Annotated in this window: 19 protein-coding genes; 9 read left to right on the forward strand and 10 right to left on the reverse strand. The window is 72.1% G+C overall.

The window, feature by feature from the left end; all coding sequences use genetic code 11:
* Positions 1-282: 282 nt before the first annotated feature.
* On the reverse strand, positions 283-876 hold the full coding sequence (locus AB5J54_RS15325) for a DUF2017 domain-containing protein (RefSeq protein WP_369144477.1): 594 nt from the start codon (positions 874-876) through the stop codon (positions 283-285).
* Entirely contained in the window at positions 876-1181 is a 306-nt protein-coding gene (clpS, locus tag AB5J54_RS15330) for an ATP-dependent Clp protease adapter ClpS (RefSeq protein WP_041129438.1), read from the reverse strand. The genes AB5J54_RS15325 and clpS overlap by 1 nt, the downstream gene beginning before the upstream one ends.
* Before the next feature lie 114 nt (positions 1182-1295).
* On the opposite strand from clpS, the gene AB5J54_RS15335 reads away from it, so the two are divergent.
* Positions 1296-2624, forward strand: coding sequence for a nicotinate phosphoribosyltransferase (locus AB5J54_RS15335; protein WP_369144478.1), 1329 nt, complete (start codon positions 1296-1298; stop codon positions 2622-2624).
* A 98-nt stretch (positions 2625-2722) separates the two neighbouring features.
* Positions 2723-3322 carry an isochorismatase family protein gene (locus AB5J54_RS15340; RefSeq protein ID WP_369144479.1) on the forward strand — a complete coding sequence of 200 codons (600 nt, stop codon included), beginning with the start codon at positions 2723-2725 and terminating at the stop codon, positions 3320-3322.
* Between the two features lie 35 nt (positions 3323-3357).
* On the opposite strand, the gene AB5J54_RS15345 is transcribed toward AB5J54_RS15340, so the two are convergent.
* Both AB5J54_RS15345 and AB5J54_RS15350 read right to left on the reverse strand, forming a co-directional pair.
* Entirely contained in the window at positions 3358-3669 is a 312-nt protein-coding gene (locus AB5J54_RS15345; protein WP_369144480.1) for a hypothetical protein, read from the reverse strand.
* Positions 3670-3791: 122 nt separating this feature from the next.
* On the reverse strand, positions 3792-6203 hold the full coding sequence (locus tag AB5J54_RS15350) for an immune inhibitor A domain-containing protein (RefSeq protein ID WP_369144481.1): 2412 nt from the start codon (positions 6201-6203) through the stop codon (positions 3792-3794).
* A gap of 329 nt (positions 6204-6532) precedes the next feature.
* Between AB5J54_RS15350 and AB5J54_RS15355 the strand changes: the two genes are divergently transcribed.
* Positions 6533-6790: a hypothetical protein gene (locus AB5J54_RS15355; protein WP_369144482.1), complete on the forward strand. Its 258-nt coding sequence runs from the start codon at positions 6533-6535 to the stop codon at positions 6788-6790.
* Between the two features lie 27 nt (positions 6791-6817).
* On the opposite strand, the gene AB5J54_RS15360 is transcribed toward AB5J54_RS15355, so the two are convergent.
* Positions 6818-7555, reverse strand: coding sequence for an RDD family protein (locus AB5J54_RS15360; protein ID WP_369144483.1), 738 nt, complete (start codon positions 7553-7555; stop codon positions 6818-6820).
* Positions 7556-7669: 114 nt separating this feature from the next.
* Positions 7670-9118: an RDD family protein gene (locus AB5J54_RS15365; RefSeq protein ID WP_369144484.1), complete on the reverse strand. Its 1449-nt coding sequence runs from the start codon at positions 9116-9118 to the stop codon at positions 7670-7672.
* Positions 9119-9449: 331 nt separating this feature from the next.
* Here AB5J54_RS15365 and AB5J54_RS15370 point away from each other — a divergent pair, with 331 nt between their 5' ends.
* Entirely contained in the window at positions 9450-9941 is a 492-nt protein-coding gene (locus AB5J54_RS15370) for an SsgA family sporulation/cell division regulator (RefSeq protein ID WP_369144485.1), read from the forward strand.
* Positions 9942-9964: 23 nt separating this feature from the next.
* On the opposite strand, the gene AB5J54_RS15375 is transcribed toward AB5J54_RS15370, so the two are convergent.
* Entirely contained in the window at positions 9965-11347 is a 1383-nt protein-coding gene (locus AB5J54_RS15375; protein ID WP_369144486.1) for an FAD-binding oxidoreductase, read from the reverse strand.
* A gap of 98 nt (positions 11348-11445) precedes the next feature.
* On the opposite strand from AB5J54_RS15375, the gene AB5J54_RS15380 reads away from it, so the two are divergent.
* Complete coding sequence (locus AB5J54_RS15380; RefSeq protein WP_369144487.1) at positions 11446-12840, forward strand: tetratricopeptide repeat protein; 1395 nt, start codon at positions 11446-11448, stop codon at positions 12838-12840.
* Between the two features lie 321 nt (positions 12841-13161).
* Here the strand turns inward: AB5J54_RS15380 and hppD are convergent, their stop codons facing one another.
* A complete protein-coding gene (hppD, locus tag AB5J54_RS15385; RefSeq protein WP_369144488.1) occupies positions 13162-14307 on the reverse strand; it encodes a 4-hydroxyphenylpyruvate dioxygenase in 1146 nt (381 codons plus the stop codon).
* Between the two features lie 121 nt (positions 14308-14428).
* On the opposite strand from hppD, the gene AB5J54_RS15390 reads away from it, so the two are divergent.
* The 4 genes from AB5J54_RS15390 to AB5J54_RS15405 all read left to right on the forward strand — a co-directional run bounded on the left by AB5J54_RS15390 (position 14429) and on the right by AB5J54_RS15405 (position 17278).
* Positions 14429-14896, forward strand: coding sequence for an Lrp/AsnC family transcriptional regulator (locus AB5J54_RS15390; protein WP_123452764.1), 468 nt, complete (start codon positions 14429-14431; stop codon positions 14894-14896).
* Between the two features lie 88 nt (positions 14897-14984).
* Positions 14985-15650, forward strand: coding sequence for an ArsR/SmtB family transcription factor (locus AB5J54_RS15395; RefSeq protein WP_369144489.1), 666 nt, complete (start codon positions 14985-14987; stop codon positions 15648-15650).
* An 81-nt stretch (positions 15651-15731) separates the two neighbouring features.
* Positions 15732-15929 (forward strand): hypothetical protein, encoded by a 198-nt coding sequence (locus tag AB5J54_RS15400; RefSeq protein ID WP_369144490.1) that lies wholly within the window; start codon positions 15732-15734, stop codon positions 15927-15929.
* Between the two features lie 20 nt (positions 15930-15949).
* Entirely contained in the window at positions 15950-17278 is a 1329-nt protein-coding gene (locus tag AB5J54_RS15405; RefSeq protein WP_369144491.1) for an MFS transporter, read from the forward strand.
* Here the strand turns inward: AB5J54_RS15405 and AB5J54_RS15410 are convergent.
* Positions 17211-18005: a S16 family serine protease gene (locus AB5J54_RS15410; RefSeq protein ID WP_369144492.1), complete on the reverse strand. Its 795-nt coding sequence runs from the start codon at positions 18003-18005 to the stop codon at positions 17211-17213. The genes AB5J54_RS15405 and AB5J54_RS15410 overlap by 68 nt on opposite strands.
* 69 nt (positions 18006-18074) lie before the next feature.
* A complete protein-coding gene (locus AB5J54_RS15415) occupies positions 18075-19181 on the reverse strand; it encodes an alpha/beta hydrolase family protein (protein WP_369144493.1) in 1107 nt (368 codons plus the stop codon).
* Positions 19182-19267: the final 86 nt, after the last annotated feature.

Here is a 19267-nt window from a genome sequence, read left to right on the forward strand (position 1 = left end):
GAGTGCGTCTGCTGCGGATCAGATCCTGATCCCCCCGGATGTGGATGGAGTGCTACCGGCGGTCAGCCGGCCCAAGCGCCCTCGGGAACAGGGGTGGCGTGCCCGAGTGGTCGTGAAGATTTATCACGGGGCGAGGGGTGATCGACGGGGTTCGGAGTGATGCGCGCCACAAATAAATACGGACAAAGGGTGTACAAGATGGCCAAGCGGACGCTCTGATAACGCATTCGTTATCCGGATTTGAGCGTCCGCTGAGCGAACAGGGCGTGAACGGCCGGCCGCTCAGGCCATCAGGGTCGCGACGAGGGACTCCTGCAGCGCCCCCAGCCAGAGGTACGCCATCACCATCGGCTTGCGCGGATCGGAGTCCGGCAGCCGGTACAGCTGCTCGCTCTCCTCGTCGTCCGTGATCTCCAGGCGGGTCCCGATGGTGAGCCGGAGGTCGTTGAGCGCGCCGAGCCAGGCCCGGGACTCCTCGGGGGTGAGCTTGAGGACCGCGCCGCCCTCCCCCGCCGCCTCGGCGGACAGGGAGTCCAGGGCACGGACGACCACGAGCGCGTCCTCGCGCTTGCGGGCGCGCAGGTCGTTCTCGGTGTAGCGGCGGAAGTCGGAGGCGGCCGCCCGCAGCTCCTCGCTGTCGTCCCCGTACGCGTCGGGGAAGAGCCGCCGCAGGGCGGGGTCGGACGGGGGCTCGCTCGGCCCCTCGGCGAAGAGCGCGGCCAGCGGGTCCGCGTCGGCGGCGGGCTCGTCGCCCGGGCCGATCAGCTCCATGAGCTGGACGGCGAGGGAGCGGAGGATGGAGATCTCGACGTCGTCGAGCGCGACGGCCGCGCCGCCGCCGGGGAGGGCCACGAAGCTGCTGGCGGTCCCGGCCATCAGAAGCGGTCCTGGGAGAGGGTCGCCCAGAGGCCGTAGCCGTGCATCGCCTGCACGTCCCGTTCCATCTCCTCGCGGGTGCCGCTGGAGACCACCGCGCGGCCCTTGTTGTGCACGTCGAGCATCAGCTTGTGCGCCTTGTCCTTGGAGTATCCGAAGTACGACTGGAAGACGTACTCCACGTAGCTCATCAGGTTGACCGGATCGTTGTGCACGAGGGTCACCCAGGGCACGTCTGGTTCGACGACCGCGGAGACCTCCTCGGCCGATTCCGTACGTTCGATCTCAATAGGCGCGACGCTCACTCACACCATGTTGTCACCCCTGGGGGGCCGTCGCGCAAACGGGGCACGCGAAAGGACCCGCTGTTCGGACCCCCTATTCGTCACTCTGACGATTTCTGCGCTAGCATCGCTGACATGAACGCTGCGGACCTTGGGCTGCCGGTGGACGTGCCGTCGACCGCGCTCTTCACCGATCAGTACGAGCTGACCATGCTCCAGGCGGCCCTGCGGGCCGGCACCGCCGACCGGCGCTCCGTCTTCGAGGTCTTCACCCGCCGGCTGCCCGAGGGGCGGCGCTACGGCGTCCTCGCGGGCGTCGGCCGGGTCCTGGACGCCGTCGAGAACTTCCGCTTCGACCCCGCCGTCCTGGGCTTCCTGCGGGAACGCGCCATCGTCGACGAGCCGACCCTGGACTGGCTGGCCCGCTACCGCTTCTCCGGCGACATCTGGGGCTACCCCGAGGGCGAGGTGTACTTCCCCGGCTCCCCCGTGCTGCGCGTCGAGGGCTCCTTCGCGGAGTGCGTGCTCCTGGAGACCGTGATCCTCTCGATCCTCAACCACGACTCGGCCATCGCCGCCGCCGCCTCCCGCATGTCGGCCGCGGCCGGCGGACGGCGGCTGATCGAGATGGGCGCCCGCCGCACCCACGAGCTCGCGGCCGTCGCCGCCTCCCGCGCCGCCTACGTCGGCGGCTTCGAGGCCACCTCCGACCTCGCGGCCGGCTTCCGCTACGGCATCCCGACCGTCGGCACCTCCGCGCACGCCTTCACCCTGCTCCACGACACCGAGCGGGACGCCTTCCGGGCCCAGGTGGAGACCCTCGGGCGCGGCACGACCCTGCTCGTCGACACCTACGACGTGGCCGAGGCCGTCCGCACCGCCGTCGAGGTCGCCGGGCCCGAGCTCGGGGCCGTACGGATCGACTCCGGCGACCTGCTGCTCGTCGCGCACCGGGTGCGGGCGCAGCTCGACGAGCTGGGCGCCCGGGACACGAAGATCGTGGTCACCTCGGACCTCGACGAGTACGCCATCGCCTCGCTCGCGGCCGCCCCGGTCGACGCGTACGGGGTCGGCACGCAGCTGGTCACCGGCAGCGGCCACCCGACCTGCTCCATGGTCTACAAGCTGGTCGCCCGCGCGGCCTCGGCCGATCCGAAGGCGCCCCTGGTGCCGGTGGCCAAGAAGTCCGTCGGCGGGAAGGCCTCGGTCGGCGGCCGCAAGTGGGCGGCCCGCCGGCCCGACGCGGAGGGGGTCGCCGAGGCGGAGGTCGTGGGCACCGGCCCGGTCCCGCCGGAGCTCGCCGACCACCAGCTGCTCGTCGAGCTGGTCAAGAGCGGCGACGTGGTGGCCCGGGAGCCGCTGGAGGCCGCCAGGGCGCGGCACATCGCGGCCCGCGCGGGGCTGCCGATGTCGGCGATCCAGCTGTCGCGGGGCGAGCCGGTCCTGCCGACGGAGTACGCGTAGCAGTCCCCGCAGGAGTCCTCGGGAACGCCCCCTCCCGCCGGGAGGGGGAAGTCTCTAGGCTCGAACCTCTCCCTTCCGACGCGCTAAGGACACCCGCCATGCACCGCGCATTGATCGTTGTGGACGTTCAGAACGACTTCTGCGAGGGCGGCAGCCTCGCGGTGGCCGGCGGCGCGGACGTCGCGGCCGCCATCACCGACCTGGTCGGCCAGACGGCGGGCACCTCCTACCGGCACGTCGTCGCCACCCGCGACCACCACGTCGACCCGGGCGAGCACTTCGCCCCGGCCGGGGAGCAGCCGGACTACGTGGCCTCCTGGCCGGTGCACTGCGTGGCCGGGACGGAGGGCGTCGGCTTCCACCCGAACTTCGCGCCCGCCGTCGCCAGCGGGGCGATCGACGCCGTCTTCGACAAGGGCGCGTACTCCGCGGCGTACAGCGGCTTCGAGGGCTTCGACGAGAACGGCCTGACGCTCGCGGACTGGCTGCGCGCGCGGGGCGTCACCGAGGTCGACGTGGTCGGCATCGCCACCGACCACTGCGTCCGCGCCACGGCCCTGGACGCGGCCCGGGAGGGCTTCCGGACCCAGGTCCTGCTCGACCTGACGGCCGGCGTGGCCAAGGAGACCACCGACCGGGCCCTGGAGGAGCTCCGGACGGCGGGCGTGGAGCTGACGGGCAAGCCGGTGGTGGCGTAGCCCTCCGCCGGACGGGCCTCAGGCCCGCGGGCTCCTCAGGCCGCGGGCTCCTTCGGGAGCGAGCGGACCGGGTGCCAGAGCTCCTGGGCGGCGCCCGGTGTGGATCTCCACAGCAGGCCCTCCGGGTGGTGCAGGACGGCGGTGACCTCGTCCGGGGTGGGCGGCTCGCTGTTGCCGCGGAGGTAGACCGCCCGCAGCCCCAGGTTCCGCAGCCGGGTCAGGGCGCGGGCGCGGTTGGCGGCGTGGACCAGGAAGCGGACGGTGGCGCCGTCGCCGGCCGGGCTGGGGAGCCCTATGGCGACGACCACACTGCCTCCCGGCAGCTTGCAGAACCCTCCGTTGGGCATGCGGAACCACTCCCCCGTGGATCAGATGTCAATAAGAACTGCGTCAGACGCACCTAAACACGATCGGCCGCCGCCCGCTAGGGGGCGACGGCCGATCATGGTTTGACCTGCGGTTTTGCTATTTACTTGGTCGAGGGACCAACCTGAACCGTGATCGTCTGCCCGTTCAGGGGCTCCTTGACGACCTGGATCTTGGTGTTGGTGTCAGTTACCTGGACACCGGCGCGCGGGGTCTCGGCGAACCAGTAGACGCCCTTGCGGTCGTCGAAGGTCGGGTTGCCGGCCTGGGACGGGACCCAGGTGGCGACGCCCTTGTTGTGCAGCTGGAAGCCGTCCGTGCGGGAGAGGCTGAACGGCGAGTCGTACGCCTGGACGCGGTTGCGCATCAGGGTGCCGTCCGACCACTTCAGCGGGCTCGGGTGCGCGTCGATCGGGAGGACACGGCCCACACCGGGGTGCTTGGAGGTGTTGTTGTCCTTCTGGGACAGGTCCCACTTCCAGATGAGCAGACCGTTCTGGTACGGGTAGTGCTCGACCCAGTTGGCCTTGTCACCCGTGAAACCGAAGTTGTACGGGCCGACCTTGAGGGTGGCGTCGTACGAGACGTACTGGCGGTTCTCCGCGATGTAGTACTGCTCGTACTCCTTCGTGAAGCCCTTGCCGACGCGCGAGAAGCCCTTGGCGACCCAGCCGTTGTCACCGTTCTCGGCACCGTCCGCGAAGACGGTGGCGCCGTCGGCGGTCACCGTGATGGCGTCGGCGGTGAAGCCCTTGCCGCCCGCGCCGCCGTCCGTCTGGTAGCGGAAGCGGAGGTCGAACTTCTTGCCCGCGTAGGCACCGAGGTTGTACGAGAGCTTCTTGTACGCGCCCGAGACGTCGGTCAGCGCCGGGGCGCCGCTCGCGTCGCGCGGGAGGGCCTTGCCGTCGGCGGTGCCGTCCAGCGCGGTCCAGTTGGCGCCGCCGTCCGTGGAGACCTCGGCGTACAGGTAGTCGTAGTCCTTCTCGATGTCCCACCAGCCCTGGAGGTCCAGGGAGGCCGACGTCTTGCCGGTGAGGTCGACCGAGCGGGTCAGGGTGTTCTTGAGGTCGTCACCCATGTTGCTCCACCACTGCGAAGCGCCCTCGGCGGGAGCGACGATGTCGGTGGTGACGCCCTTCTTCGGCAGCTCGACGACGAGCGCCTGCGGGTTCTTGGTGTTGTACTCCGAGACGCCCAGCGTGTGGGTGGTCTTGGTGGAGCGCTGCCAGTCGTTGACCTTGGCGTAGTTCAGCCAGCCGAGCTGCAGCTTGTCCCAGGCGGTCATGTCGCCGGGCAGGTCGCCGATGGCGTCCTTGCCCTGGCCGAGCCAGGAACCGGAGGACATGAGGGTCCAGAACCCGGTGGAGTTCTCGCCGCCCGCGGTGTCGTAGTGGTCCGGCAGACCGAGGTCGTGGCCGTACTCGTGGGCGAAGACGCCGAGGCCGCCGTTCTCCGGCTGCATCGTGTAGTCGCCGACCCAGATGCCGGTGTCGCCGATCGGGGTGCCGCCGGCCTTGTTGTTCGCCGGGCCGGTCTTGCCGGCGTCGGTGCCGTAGGCGTACCAGCGGTGCGCCCACAGGGCGTCCTTGCCCTCGACGCCGCCGCCGGCCGACTCGTCCTCGCCCGCGTGCACGAGCTGGAAGTGGTCGATGTAGCCGTCGGGCTCGTTGAAGTTGCCGTCGCCGTCGAAGTCGTAACGGTCCCACTGGTCGTACGTGGCCAGCTGGGCCTTGATCTGGGCGTCGGTCTGGCCCTTGGCCTTCTGGTCGGCGACCCAGGCGTTGAGGCCGTCGCGGACGGTGTCCCAGACGTTGTTGCAGTTGTGGTCGCCGCACCAGTTCGAGCCGTAACGGGCCTCGTTGTACGGGACCTTGACCCAGTCGGAGACCGTGCCGTCGACCGAGTAGCGGCCGGAGGAGGTCTTCTCGTAGAAGGTCTTCAGGGACTGCTTCGGCCGGCCGTCGGTGCCCTTGCCCGTGCCGAAGTACAGGTCCTGGAAGTGCTGCTGGTTGTAGTCCGCCTGCCACGCCGTCGAGTTGTTGTTGGCGCGGTCGGGCTGGGCTATGGAGTTGTGCAGCGGGCCGGGCCGGCCGCCGTACTTCGGCTTCAGCTCGGTCGTGTCGTCGTCGTCGCGGTCGACCAGGGTGGTGTTGTCCACCTGGTCGCCGAACTCGACGAGGATCGTGAAGATCTTGTCGGTCTTCTCGCGGCCGAGCTCGACGTACTTCTTGCTGTCGAGCTTGACGACCTGCGAGCCGTTCCGGTTCTCGACCTTGGCGTCGCCGTTCAGCACCTGCTCCAGAGCAGCCTTGTGCTGCTGCTCCTGCTGCTTGCTGAAGGGGCCTTCGAGGTCGTGGTCGACCGTCGTCTTGTCGACGGTCTGGATGCCCGTGGCCGGCGTCTCGTTGCCGTGGTTGTCGGCCCAGGCGGTGGTGAAGGTCGAGGCGGTGGCGGCGGTGGCCGCGAGCGCCACGACGACTGCGGACGCTCTGATCGCCCGTCGTCTGTTGGTCACTTGATGTTTGTCCTCCCCGGCGCCCACGCCCTCGGACCGAAGGTGGGGTGTCCGTCCGGCGGGGGTCGCGCGTCACAAGTGACGACATTCGACCGGAGTGGGGCCAGAAAAGACAGATCTTGACTTGAACGGGTCAAGTGCACTATGCAGGATCGGATTTCCGATTATCGAACACACAGTGGGCGCGCAGTGAAGGAAGATTGACGGTCTCGTGCCCCTGTGCGCCCCCTGTGCACCGGCACCGTGGGTAAGGTCACGCTTACCTGTCACACCGCCCGGGCATCCACCGTCGTAGAGTCGAACCGAAGTCTCGAGGGGCGGTACCCGTCATGCAGCGTCCGAACGCCGCACAACTCACCTACGGTTCGGCCACCGTCGTCCTCGCGACCGTCGCCCTGCTGTTGCTCTCCGGTACGACGACGACCCTGGGCATCGCGGTGATCTGCACCGCCAGCCTGCTGCTCGGCACCCTGGTGGCGGTGACGATGCCGGTGCGCGAGCGGCCCGTCAATACCCCGGTGGACGAAGAGATCCGGGTGCCGGCCCAGCGCGTGGGCGCGGGGGCCGATACCCGGATCGGTTCGTGACGCTTCGTCCCTGTCATTGAGGACGCCTCACTGAGGGACGCTCACCACCACTGTCTTCGCCGCCTTGTCGTGCAGACCCTGCTTGTACGGCTTGTCGACCATGATCAGGATCAGCAGGAGCAGCGGCCAGAGGCAGGCGCAGCAGATCAGCGCGGGCAGCCAGAGCACGACCGCGCGCAGCAGCGACTGGCTCATCGGGGGCGTCGTCCCGTCGTTGAGCATCGCGACCCGCAGCTTCATCAGCTTCTTGCCGAGGGTCTGGCCGTTCTTGGCCGTCAGGACGGTGTCGTACGCGACGTACGCGACGATCGTGATGAGCTGGAAGACCAGCTGGCTGCCGCCGTTGAGGCTGTTGACCGTGTTGTCGAAGCCGTCGCCGTTGCTGGTCGCCCGGTCGTAGATGTCGAACGGGATGCCGATGATCGCGAGCGGCACCGCGATGATCACCCAGTCGACGAGCCGCGCGAGGACCCGGCGTCCGGTCTCGGCGAGGGGAGGCATCCCGGAGAGCGGATCCGTCCCTCCGTAACCGCCGCCGTATTCACCGTACGGAGGCGGGGGCGGGGGCGGATTGTCGTACGGGGAGCCGTACGGGCTCCCCGGCGGGGGCCCTCCCGGGGGCGGCCCTCCCGGCGGCGGCCCCGGCGGCGGCCCTCCCGGCGGCGGCTCCGGAGGCGGCGGACCTCCCGGCGGCGGCTCCGGAGGCCTCTTGCTGAACGGGTCGTCCTCGGGCGGCTGGCCGGGCGGCGGCTGGTCGGTGCTCATGGGGGCAGTGCATCCCGGCCGTGACGGCCCCGCAAGGAATCACCGCCCGTTCGGGGGACGGCACTCCCCCGGCGCTCCCCTGGCGCTCTCTCCGACGCTCCCTCCGACGCTCCCTCAGCGCGCGACGAAGGTGCCGGCCGCCTTGTCGTGCCAGCACTGCCGCCACGGACGGTCGAAGAGACACCACAGGACGTTGAGGACGCCGACCGCCAGCAGCCCCAGGACGCTGTAGACGAGCCAGCGGCGGAGCGCCTTCCCGAAGGTCGGCGGCTGGTGCGACTCGATGTCCCGCACCTCCAGCCCGCACAGCTTCTTGCCCAGCGTGCGGCCCCACTTGGCGGTGGGCAGCGCCTCGTACAGGACGCCGATGACGAACAGCGAGGCGAGCATGATGCCGAACTGGACGGAGGTCGTCCCGTCGAGCAGCCAGACCTGGACGGTGGTGCCGGACTGCCTGGCCGCCTCGATCTTGCCCTCGATGTGGTCGACGGCCGCGGTCACGAACGGCACGGAGGCCGCGCCGACCAGCGCGCCCAGGACGACGCCGTCGATCAGCCGGGCGAGCAGACGCCGGCCGAGCCCGGCCGGACGGGCCGCGGCCTGCGCACGGGCGGCCGCCTGGAACACGTCCTCGACGGGCGGCTTCCAGGGGACGACGGGCTGCTGCTGCTCCTGGGGCTGGGGCTGGGGCTGCTGGGCCCAGGAGGGCTGGGACTGGGCGGGGGCCGGGGCCGGGGCCGGGCTCTGGACGGGAGTGGGGGCCGGGACCGGTGCCGGTGCCGGGGCTGGTGCCGGCGCCGGTGCGGCGGGGGCCGCGGACTGCTGGGGCTGGGGCTGCGGCTGGGGCTGCGGCTGCGGCTGGGGCTGCGGCTGGGGCGTCGGGGAGGGCGTCGGGATCGGGGTGACGGGCATCCCGCCGAGGCGGGCCGCTCCCCCGGTGGCCCGGGGATCCGCGACGGGGGTCCGCTTCTCCTCCGGCTCGCTCCCGCCCGCGACCGGCCACTCCGCCGGGGTGCGCGGGTCCGGCGTCCGGGGCGCGCCCCAGGAGACCTTCTGGTCGAGGTCGCCGCCGAAGCCGGTCTGCCGGGAGGAGTCCGCCTGCCAGGCCGAAGCGGGCTCCGGCGCGAGCGGCTCCTCGTCGAAGAACATGGGCCCGGTCTCCTCCACCGTGGGTACGGGGGCGGGGGCGGGCGCGGGTGTCGGTGCCGGGGCCTGCGCCTGGGCGGGCACGTGCGGGGCGGCCTGAACGGGCGCGGCGGGCTGCTCCGGGGCCGCGGACTGTGCAGGGGCCGCGGACTGAGCCGGTGCCGGTTCGGCGGACTGCGCGGGCACCGGTGCGGCCACCGGGGCCGGGGCGGGGGCCGGGCCGGGAGCGAGGATCGGGCCGGCCGGGATCGCCGAGGCGGGCGGGCCGGCCGGAACCTCGCCGTCCGCCGGGGCGGGCCGGCTCGTGCCGGGCACCCACGCGCCCCCGTTCCAGTACCGGATGTATCCGGGAATGGACGGGTCCGGGTAGTACCCCGCCTGCGGTACCTCTCCGCCGCCTCCAGGAGGAGTAGCCACTGCCCCGACTCCGTTCAGTCACAACGCCTTTGATCCGCACGGCCGCGCGCCGGGCGTGCCGCGCCCAAGGAGGACAGTAACGAAGAACGTCCCCGAGGGGACAAGGAGCCCGCGAGAAAGCCCGCCTTCGGGGGGACACGTACCGGAATCGATCACTCCCGGTGATGTTCGGGCCGTGCATCCGGCCGGCCGTCCCGACCGAAGAACTACCGAAGAACTACCGAAAAAACTTCCCGAAAAAACTTCTCGAAGTCGCGTAATGAACGGCGGGGACCCCGCTCTCTCCCTGTGAAGGCCCGCAGGGGGCCGTCCGAGACGAGGGAGCACGACCATGCAGAACACCGACAACACCACCGTCGAGCGCGAGCTGGAACTGAAGCTGGTGCTCTCCCCCGAGCGCTCCGTCCCCGTCCCCGCCCGGCTCGCCTACCGGACCGACGACCCGTACGCCGTCCACATCACCTTCCACGTCGGCACCGACCACCCGGTCAACTGGACCTTCGCGCGCGAACTGCTCGTCGAGGGCGTCTTCCGGGCCTGCGGCCACGGGGACGTCCGCATCTGGCCCACGAAGGTCGAGGGCCGCAGCGTCATCCTGATGGCGCTCTCCTCCCCCGACGGCGACGCGCTGCTCGAAGCCCCGTCCGCGCAGGTGTCCGCCTGGCTGGAGCGGACCCTGCGCGCGGTGCCGCCGGGCACCGAGTCCGAGCGGCTCGGCATCGACGACGGGCTCGCGGAGATCCTGGCGACCACGGTGGTCGGCGACGACCTGTGGCTGCGCGACCCGTGGCCGTCGGACGAGTCCCAGGACGGCGAGCTGTGACCCCCGTACCCCTGGATGCGGGCTCAGAAGAGCTTTCCGGGATTGAGCAGCCCCAGCGGATCGAAGGTGGCCTTGATCCCGCGCTGGAGTTCCAGGCCCACCGGTCCCAGCTCCCGCGCCAGCCACTCCTTCTTGAGGACGCCCACACCGTGCTCGCCGGTGATCGTGCCGCCGAGTTCGAGGCCGAGCGCCATGATCTCGTCGAAGGACTCCCGCGCCCGCCGCGACTCGTCCTCGTCGGTGTGGTCGAAGCAGACGACGGGATGGGTGTTGCCGTCGCCGGCGTGCGCGCAGACGCCGATGGTCAGGTGGTACTTCTCCGCGATCGCCGCCGTGCCGTCGAGCATCTCGGCGAGCCGGGTCCGCGGTACGCACACGTCGTCGATCATGGTCGCGGACTTGATGGTCTCCAGGGCGGTGAGGGCGAGCCGGCGCGCCTGGAGGAGGAGTTCGGACTCGGCGACGTCGGCGGCCGGGACGACCTCGGTGGCGCCCGCCGCCGTGCACAGCTCCCCGACGGCGGCCAGGTCGGCGGCCGGTTCCGGGGTGTCGAAGGCGCACAGCAGCAGCGCCTCGGTGGTGTCGGGCAGACCCATGCGCGCCAGCTTGTTGACCGCCTGGACGGTGGTGCGGTCCATGAGTTCGAGCAGCGAAGGAGTGTGGCCGCGCTCCATGATCGCGCAGACGGCCTCGCAGGCGGCGGCCGCGGAGGGGAACTCGGCGGCGAGCGCGAGCTGCGCCGGGGGCTGCGGCTTGAGCGCGAGGACGGCGCCGACGACGATGCCGAGGCTGCCCTCGGAGCCGACGAAGAGCCGGGTCAGGTCGTATCCGGCGACGCCCTTCGCCGTACGCCGGCCGGTCCGCAGCAGCCGCCCGTCGGCGAGGACGACGTCCAGACCGAGCACATACTCGGCGGTGACCCCGTACTTGACGCAGCACAGGCCGCCGGAGGCCGTGCCGATGTTCCCGCCGATGGTGCAGCTCTCCCAGCTGGAGGGGTCCGGCGGGTAGTACAGGCCGTGTTCGGCGACCGCGCGGGACAGCACGGCGTTGACGACGCCCGGTTCGACGACGGCGATCCGGTCGACCGGGTTGATCTCCAGGATGCGGTCCATCTTGACGAGGGAGAGCACGAGGCACCCGTCGGAGGCGTTGGCGCCCCCTGACAGCCCCGTGCGGGCGCCCTGCGGGACGACGGGGACGCGGAGTTCGGTCGCGGTCCGCATGACGTGCTGGACCTCCTCGACCGTCCGCGGGAGCACGACGGCGGCGGGGGTGCCGGCCGCGCAGAAACTCGCCATGTCGCGCGCGTAGGAGGCGGTGACGTCCGGGTCGGTCAGGACCGTGTCGTCGGGGAGCCCGGCGCGCAGCCGCGCCACGAGGTCGTTCCGCTGAAGATCGTCCATGTGTCCAGCGTGGCACCCGCGTCCATCGGTGTGAACCCGCCGGAGCGGGCGCTTCGTGTGCTCTTCCTACAGGCGGACGCGGGCGCACAGTGAGCGCCATGAAGACCGAGAACGTGTCGAGGACGGTCCTGGCGGCCGGGGTGGGCGCGGTGCTCGCGGCGACAGCGCTGCTGTACGTCCCGGAGTGGATGGGGCAGGGCCCGCCGGCGCCGCCCGGGCCGGCGGAGCGGGCGGTGATCGCCGCCCACGCGGGCGCGCAGGCCTCGCTGCCCGACCTGGCCGCGCTGATCGCCGACCGGGAGGAGTGGCTGCGGGCCCATCCGGACGACGAGGCGTCCTGGGCGGAGCTGGGCGCGGCGTACACGGAGCGGGGCGGCCGGCTCGGGGACGTACGGGACTATCCGCGGGCCGAGCAGGCACTGCGGCGCTCGCTCGCCGAACGGCCCGCCGCGCGCGGCAATCTGGAGGCGCAGCTGGGGCTCGGGGCGCTCGCGGGGGCGCGCGGCGACTGGAAGACGGCGAAGGAGTGGGGCGAGCGGGTACGGAAGGCCGATCCGCGCCGCTGGCCCGTGTACCCGGTCCTGATCGACGCGTACAACGGGCTCGGCGAGTACAAGGCGGCCCAGAAGGCGATGGAGAGCCTGCAGGGGCTCCACGCGGGCGCGGTGGTACGGGCCAGGGCCGCGCAGACGTACCGCGACCGGGGCTGGCGCGAGGACGCGGACGCGGCGGCCCTCGACGCGGTGGCACTCGCGGAGACGGACGCGGAGAAGGCGGTGGGCCTCGCACGGCTCGGGGACCTGGCGTGGGAGCGGGGCGAGCCGGAGGAGGCCCTCGGGCAGTACGGGGCGGCGCTGCGGCTCGTACGGGACCACGGGCCCTCGCTCGCGGGCCGGGCGCGGGCCCTCGCGGCCCTCGGCCGCACGGAGGAGGCGGTGCCCGCCTGGCGGGCGGCCCTGGCCCGGCTGCCGCTGCCGGAGTACCTCCTGGAGGCGGGCGAGCTGTACGAGTCGCTGGGCCGGGACGGGGAGGCGCGGGCGCTGTACGAGCGGCTGCGGACGGGCTCGTGGGCGGGGGCGGAGGTGCCGCTGGCGCTCCTGGACGCGGACCACGGCGACCCGGCGGCGGCGGTCGCCCGGATGCGTGCGGAGTGGACGCGGGGCCACCGCTCGGTACGGGCGGCGGACGCGCTGGGCTGGGCGCTGCACCGGTCGGGCGCGTCGAAGGAGGCGCTGGGGTACGCGAAACGCGCCACGGAGGAGGGGCTCCGGAGCGCGCTGTTCCTGTACCACCGGGGCGAGATCGAACGGGCCGTGGACCAGCCGGGCCCGGCCCGCCGGCACCTGGAGGAGGCGCTGCGGCTCCATCCGTCCTTCTCGCCGCTGCACGCGCGGAGGGCGGCGGAGGCCTTGGGGGTGCTGGGTGAACTGCCGGACGAACTCCCGGCGGAGCTCCGGCCGGAGCCGAGGCCGGCGAGGCTCCCCCGGCGATGACCCGCGGCCCGGCCCACCCCCGTATGGGCCGGGGCGCGCGCCCCCCCCGTGTGGGCAATCGTCCCGCAGGGCGATGGGGGTCCCCCCTGCTCGAGCGAAGCCGAGAGCTTGGGGGAGGGTGGGCACACGGGACGGCGCCCTTCAGCGGCGCCTCCGCGTTCCGCGCCTTGACCCGCACCCGATGCGCGGCGCACGACGTGGTGCGGGTTCAGGCGCGTAAGCCTCTGGCGCCGGCAAGGCGCGGGTCCGTTGTGCCCATCCGTTCCGCCCCTTGCAGAACGCCTGCCCACAACGGGGTGGGCGCCGTCCGGGCGGGCGGGGCTACAGGTTGCCGCGCTTCTCCTGTTCGCGCTCGATCGCTTCGAACAGCGCCTTGAAGTTGCCCTTGCCGAAGCCCATCGAGCCGTGACGCTCGATCATCTCGAAGAAGACGGTCGGGCGGTCCTGGACCGGCTTGGTGAAGATCTGCAGCAGGTAGCCGTCCTCGTCGCGGTCGACGAGGATCTTCAGCTCGCGGAGGGTCTCGACGGGCACGCGGGTCTCGCCCGCCCACTCGCCGAGGGTGTCGTAGTACGAGTCGGGGGTGTCGAGGAAGGAGACGCCCGCGGCCCGCATCGCGCGCACGGTGGCGACGATGTCGTTCGTGGCGAGGGCGATGTGCTGCACGCCGGCCCCGCCGTAGAACTCCAGGTACTCGTCGATCTGCGACTTCTTCTTCGCGATCGCCGGCTCGTTGATCGGGAACTTCACCTTGAGGGTGCCGTCCGCGACGACCTTCGACATGAGCGCCGAGTACTCGGTCGCGATGTCGTCGCCCACGAACTCCTTCATGTTCGTGAAGCCCATGACCTTGTTGTAGAAGGCGACCCAGTCGTTCATCTTGCCGAGCTCGACGTTGCCGACGCAGTGGTCGATGGCCTGGAAGGTGCGCTTGGCCGGCGGCTCGACGATCGGGTTCGCGGAGACGAAGCCCGGCAGGTAGGGGCCGTCGTAGCCGGAGCGCTCGACGAGGGTGTGGCGGGTCTTGCCGTACGTGGCGATGGCGGCGAGGACGACGGTGCCGTTCTCGTCCTTCAGCTCGTACGGCTCGGTGATGCCGGTGGCGCCGTGCGCGACGGCGTAGGCGTACGCGGCGCGCGCGTCCGGCACCTCGATCGCCAGGTCGACGACGCCGTCGCCGTGCTCGGCGACGTGGTCCGCGAGGAAGCGGCCCCAGTCGGTGGAGACCTTGATGACGGAGGTGAACACGAAACGGGCGGCGCCGTTGGTGAGGACGTAACTGGCGGTCTCGCGGCTGCCGTTCTCCGGTCCGGAGTAGGCGACCAGCTTCATGCCGAAGGCCGTGGAGTAGTAGTGCGCGGCCTGCTTGGCGTTGCCGACGGCGAAGACGACCGCGTCCATTCCCTTGACCGGGAAGGGATCGGCCTCACGCGCGGTGGAAGGGGTGTGATCGATGGTCTCAGTCATGGCAGCAATGTCCCGCCGTTCGGCAAGGTGCGCAAGAGTTTGCTGATCCCCTGGTCAATGTGCACAGCGACGGGCGAGTATGGCCGTGCGACTTGTACATCCTGACCACGAGGAGGCCGTTGTGGCGATCGATCATTTGGACGGCCGGCTGATCGCGCTCCTGGCGCGCGAGCCGCGCATCGGGGTCCTGGAGGCCTCCCGGCGCCTGGGGGTGGCGCGCGGCACGGTGCAGGCGCGCCTCGACCGGCTCCAGGCGAGCGGGGTGATCCGCGGGTTCGGGCCGCAGGTGGACCCGGCGGCGCTCGGCTATCCGGTGACGGCCTTCGCGACCCTGGAGATCAAGCAGGGGCAGGGCGCGGACGTGCGGGGCCATCTGGCGACGGTGCCGGAGGTGCTGGAGCTGCACACGACGACGGGCCACGGCGACATGCTCTGCCGCCTGGTCGCCCGCTCGAACGCGGACCTCCAGCGGGTGATCGACAAGGTGGTGGCCTTCGAGGGGATCGTGCGGGCGTCCACGGCGATCGTGATGGAGAACCCGGTGCCGCTGCGGATCATCCCGTTGGTGGAGCAGGCGGCGCAGGAGTAGGGCGCCCTCGAACGCAAAGAGAGCTCTGCAAAGAAGTACTTGCAAAGAAACCCTTGCAAGTACTTCTTTGCAACTCTACGGTGGAGGCATGCCCGAGCCCGAAGACCAGACCCCGGCGGAGCCCCACGCCCAGGCCGACCCGCAGCACGACCCGCAGCACGACGCCCAGGCCGAAGCCCAGGCCGACGAGCTCCTGACCCGCACGCTCGACCCGCGCTCCCTCCGGGCCATCGCCCACCCCCTGCGCATCCAGCTGCTGCGCGCCCTGCGCCGCTACGGACCCGCCACCGCCTCCCAACTGGCCGACCGCCTCGGCGAGTCCAGCGGCGCCACCAGCTACCACCTGCGCCAGCTCGCCGCCCACGGCTTCATCGTGGACGACCCGACGCGCGGCAAGGGCCGCGAGCGCTGGTGGAAGGCGGCCCACCAGGGGACGAGCTTCGACGAGACGCTCCACAAGAACCCCGACCCCGAGGTCCAGGGCGCCCTCGACATCGTCATGCACGAGATCGCGACCATCCACACCCAGGAGCTGTCCACCTGGGTCGCCACCCGCCACACCTGGGACGAGGAGTGGGCCGGCGCCTCGGACTTCAGCGACTTCCGGCTGACCCTCCCGCCCGAGCGGCTGCGCGAGCTCAACCAGAAGATCCACGCGCTGATCAACGAGTACAGCGACACCGCCGACCCCGACGCGCCGGGCGCCAGCACCGTACGGATGCACCTGCACGCGTTCCCGCAGCACGAGGGCTGACCAGCCGTACCACCCTCCGCACCGCCCGCGGCGTCACCGCCCGCACCGTCTCGCCTGCACCCACGGAAGGAACCCCGCATCATGCATGCAGACATCCATCTCCAGCTGCACGCGCTGACGGCCGCGGAGCTGCGGCGCGAGGCCGCCGCCGTCCGGCCGTCCGCCACCCCCCGCGTCCCCGCCCTGCGCACCCTCCGCGCCCGACTGGGCTGGACGCTCGTCGAGTGGGGCCTGCGCATGGCCACGCCCGCCCACCGCCCGGCCACTCTGGCCGCATAGCCGCAACGGGGGGACACGAAGTGACGACGACAACGCAGCACAACCGCACACCACTCACCGGCGTCCTGGCCGCCAACGCCATATCCGTCACCGGCAATTCGCTCACGCTCATCGGCGTCCCGTGGTTCGCGCTCGAGACCACGGGAAGCCCCGGCAAGGCCGGACTGGTCGCCTTCTGCGCCGCCGTCCCCGTCGTGCTCGCCGCCGTCGCCGGCGGCCCGGTCATCGACCGCCTCGGGCGCCGCCGGGTCAGCATCACCTCCGACCTGGTCTGCGGCCTCGCGCTCGCCGCGATCCCGCTCCTGCACCAGACGGGCGCCCTCCGGTTCTGGATGCTGTGCGCGCTGATGGCGGTCACCGGCCTGTTCCACGCGCCCGGCGAGATGGCCCGGCACGTGCTCGTACCCGACCTGGCCGGACGCGCCGGGACCTCGCTCACCCGGGCCGCCAGCCTGTACGACGCGGTGGCGCGCGGGGCCCGGATGACGGGTGCCGCGATCGCCGGACTGCTCGTGGCGTTCATGGGCCCCGGCACCGTGCTGTACGTCGACGCGGCCACCTTCGCCGTCTCCGCGCTGCTCGTCATGGCGACCCTGCGCGGAGTGCCGTCGGCGGAGCCGCTGCGCGACGCGCCCCGACTCTCCGCCGCCCGCTACCGAGCCGATCTGCGCGAGGGGTACTCCTTCCTGTTCCGCGCCCGGCTGATGCTCGGGATCATGGTCATGGTGATGGTGACCAACGGCCTCAGCCAGAGCTGGAGTTCGGTGCTGCTGCCGGTCCACAGCCGGGAGAACCTCGGCGGGCCCGCCGCACAGGGCCTGCTCGTCTCCGTCTTCGCCGGCTGCGCCCTGGCGGGTGCCCTGCTCTACGGGGCGATCGGGGAGCGCTTCTCGCGCCGGGTGGTGTTCACGGCGGGCTTCCTGATCGGCGGCGCCCCGCCGTACGTGGTGGCCGCCCTCACCGACACCACCACACCGCTCCTGGTGACGCTCGCGGCCTCGGGGCTCGGAGTCGGGGTCCTCAACCCGATCCTGACCACCGTCGCCTACGAGCAGGTGCCCGACGAACTGCGCAGCCGGGTCATGGGCGCGAGCACGGCGGGCGTCCTGCTCACGAATCCGCTGGGCGGACTGGCCGCGGGTCTCCTGGTCGAGCGGGTCGGCCTCACGGCGACGCTGCTCGGGATCGGGACGCTCTACTTCCTGACGACGCTCTCGCCGATGGTCTTCCCGGCCTGGCGCGGCATGGACGCGGATCCGAAGCCCCGGTCCGCCGAGGAGGTCAGCAGGACGGGACCTTCGACTCCTGCCCCTGTTCCAGGGCCCGCAGGGACGCCACCGCGTCGCTGAGCGCGGTCACGGGCACGAGCCGCAGGCCCTTCGGCCGCTCGGCCAGGGCGTCCGCGCACTCGTTCTTCGGTACGAGGAAGACGGTGGCGCCGTCCCGGGCGGCGGCCTGCGTCTTGAGGGAGACCCCGCCGACCGCTCCGACCGTGCCGTCCGGCTCGATCGTGCCCGTACCGGCGACGGTCCGGCCGCCGGTGAGGTCGCCGCCGTGCCCGTCGCCGTCGAGCTTGTCGACGATGCCGAGGGAGAAGAGCAGCCCGGCACTGGGCCCGCCGACGTCGGCGAGGTGCAGGGTGACCTTCACCTTCTCGGGGTCCAGCTTCAGGTACCCGAGGGCGGCGAGGGTGGCGGCGTCCTGCGACTCCTTCATCTGCCCGAGGTTGTGCTTCTCGATCTCCTCGTCGGACTGGCCCGAGGGATAGACGGAGTCGTGCGGCAGGACGGCCCGGTCGGTACGGAACCAGGCGTCGGTGACGTCCGCGAGGTCCACCTCCGTGGACGGCCCGGTCGCGAGGATCGTCGTCATCCGCAGCTGCCCCGTGGTCGGATGGACCGGGGCGCCGGTGATGGTGATGACCTCCTTGCCCTGGTCCTTGCCGAGCACGTCGGCGGTCGTGCCGGGCTGCGCGATCGCGTACGGCAGCGGCGCGAGCCCGACGACGGCGAAGAGCGCCGCGACGGGCAGCGCGCAGAGGGCGAGGGCGCGGGGACGGGAGAGGCTGGAGAGCACGCCCCCAATCTACTGGGGCCCCCGCCCGGGCCCGGGCGGGGGCGCGGCCGGCCCCCGGCCGGGGCCGGGTCAGCGGCGAGCGGCGGCCGGGAGCCGGCGGGCGAAGAAGGACCGCAGCCCGTGCCGTACGACGGCGGTCGCCGCCCCCGTGTCCCCGGCCCCCACGAGCGCGGCCCGCACACCGGCGGTGACGAGCCCGGCGGCCTGGAGCCGCGGCACGAGGTGGGCGTAGTCGCTGAAGATCCAGTGGTTGGCGTCGGGGAGCAGGACGCGGCGGGCGGGGATGCCGGCCCAGGAGCGTTCGAGGCGCGCGGACTCCTCGAAGCCGTCCGTGCGGAACATCAGCAGGGGCCGGTCGAGGCGCGCCATGAGCTCCGGGTCGAAGTCGAGGTACCCCTCCAGGTTGACCCCGGCGGCGATCCGGTCGTCGGAGGCCAGCGCGTGGACGGCGGCGGTGCCGCCCGCCGAGTGCCCGTACACGCCGATCCTGCGCAGGTCCATGACGGGGGCGAGGGGCAGGTCGCCGAGCCGGTCGAGGAGGAAGCGGAGGTCGGCGACCCGGGTGTCGATCATGGTGCGGACGGTCGCGGGGTCGGGGGGTCCCATGAGGACGGTCCGGCGCACACCGCTCGGCAGCTCCACCTGACTGGCATCACCCGGGTGGTCGACGAGGACCACGACCCGGCCGTGGCTCGCGAGGTCCTCGGCGAGCGTCGTACTGAGGGTGCGGGAGTCGCCGCCGCCGGGGGTGTACAGCAGCACGGGCCGGCGACCCGGGAGCGGGGGCGCGTCCCGGTGCCCGTGGGTGAGGACCGCGCCCCAGTCGACGCCGGCGGCCGGGAGGCCGGGGTGCATGTAGGGCGCGAGCTCGGAGAAGGCGTCGGCCTCGTCGGGGGTGAGCTGCGGGACGCGGGGGCAGCCGCGGACGGTACGGGCGGGATACAGGACGCTGATCATCAGCTCCCGGGGGCCGGGCTGCCAGGGGTCGTCGCGACCGGGGTCCGTCAGGTGGAAGGTGCGGAGGCCGACGGGGTGGGGGCCGGTGGGCGCGGGCAGCCGGAGCGCCGCCGGCCCTTCCGCGGCGCCGGCGGCGGAGGCGCCGAACAGGACGGCGGCGGCGCCGAGGAGGGCGCCCTTGGCGACGGTGCGGCGGCTGGGTGCGGAATGCGGTGTCATGCACGGCATCCTGGGTGCGGGGCGGGTCGGAGCACGAAGGTTCAGGCCCTCCCCGAAAGGCTGGCGCACGGGGGAAGGGCCGAGCA

This window comes from Streptomyces sp. R44 (assembly GCF_041053105.1).
Taxonomy (GTDB): domain Bacteria; phylum Actinomycetota; class Actinomycetes; order Streptomycetales; family Streptomycetaceae; genus Streptomyces.

What these genes read in the sequence shown, in the direction of transcription:
- AB5J54_RS15345 (WP_369144480.1), bottom strand. Translation starts at nt 3,669, where the DNA reads ATGCCCAACGGAGGGTTCTGCAAGCTGCCGGGAGGCAGTGTGGTCGTC.
- AB5J54_RS15370 (WP_369144485.1), top strand. Translation starts at nt 9,450, where the DNA reads ATGCAGAACACCGACAACACCACCGTCGAGCGCGAGCTGGAACTGAAG.
- AB5J54_RS15340 (WP_369144479.1), top strand. Translation starts at nt 2,723, where the DNA reads ATGCACCGCGCATTGATCGTTGTGGACGTTCAGAACGACTTCTGCGAG.
- AB5J54_RS15360 (WP_369144483.1), bottom strand. Translation starts at nt 7,555, where the DNA reads ATGAGCACCGACCAGCCGCCGCCCGGCCAGCCGCCCGAGGACGACCCG.
- AB5J54_RS15335 (WP_369144478.1), top strand. Translation starts at nt 1,296, where the DNA reads ATGAACGCTGCGGACCTTGGGCTGCCGGTGGACGTGCCGTCGACCGCG.
- AB5J54_RS15355 (WP_369144482.1), top strand. Translation starts at nt 6,533, where the DNA reads ATGCAGCGTCCGAACGCCGCACAACTCACCTACGGTTCGGCCACCGTC.
- AB5J54_RS15400 (WP_369144490.1), top strand. Translation starts at nt 15,732, where the DNA reads ATGCATGCAGACATCCATCTCCAGCTGCACGCGCTGACGGCCGCGGAG.
- AB5J54_RS15380 (WP_369144487.1), top strand. Translation starts at nt 11,446, where the DNA reads ATGAAGACCGAGAACGTGTCGAGGACGGTCCTGGCGGCCGGGGTGGGC.
- AB5J54_RS15395 (WP_369144489.1), top strand. Translation starts at nt 14,985, where the DNA reads ATGCCCGAGCCCGAAGACCAGACCCCGGCGGAGCCCCACGCCCAGGCC.
- AB5J54_RS15375 (WP_369144486.1), bottom strand. Translation starts at nt 11,347, where the DNA reads ATGGACGATCTTCAGCGGAACGACCTCGTGGCGCGGCTGCGCGCCGGG.
- AB5J54_RS15415 (WP_369144493.1), bottom strand. Translation starts at nt 19,181, where the DNA reads ATGACACCGCATTCCGCACCCAGCCGCCGCACCGTCGCCAAGGGCGCC.
- hppD (WP_369144488.1), bottom strand. Translation starts at nt 14,307, where the DNA reads ATGACTGAGACCATCGATCACACCCCTTCCACCGCGCGTGAGGCCGAT.
- AB5J54_RS15325 (WP_369144477.1), bottom strand. Translation starts at nt 876, where the DNA reads ATGGCCGGGACCGCCAGCAGCTTCGTGGCCCTCCCCGGCGGCGGCGCG.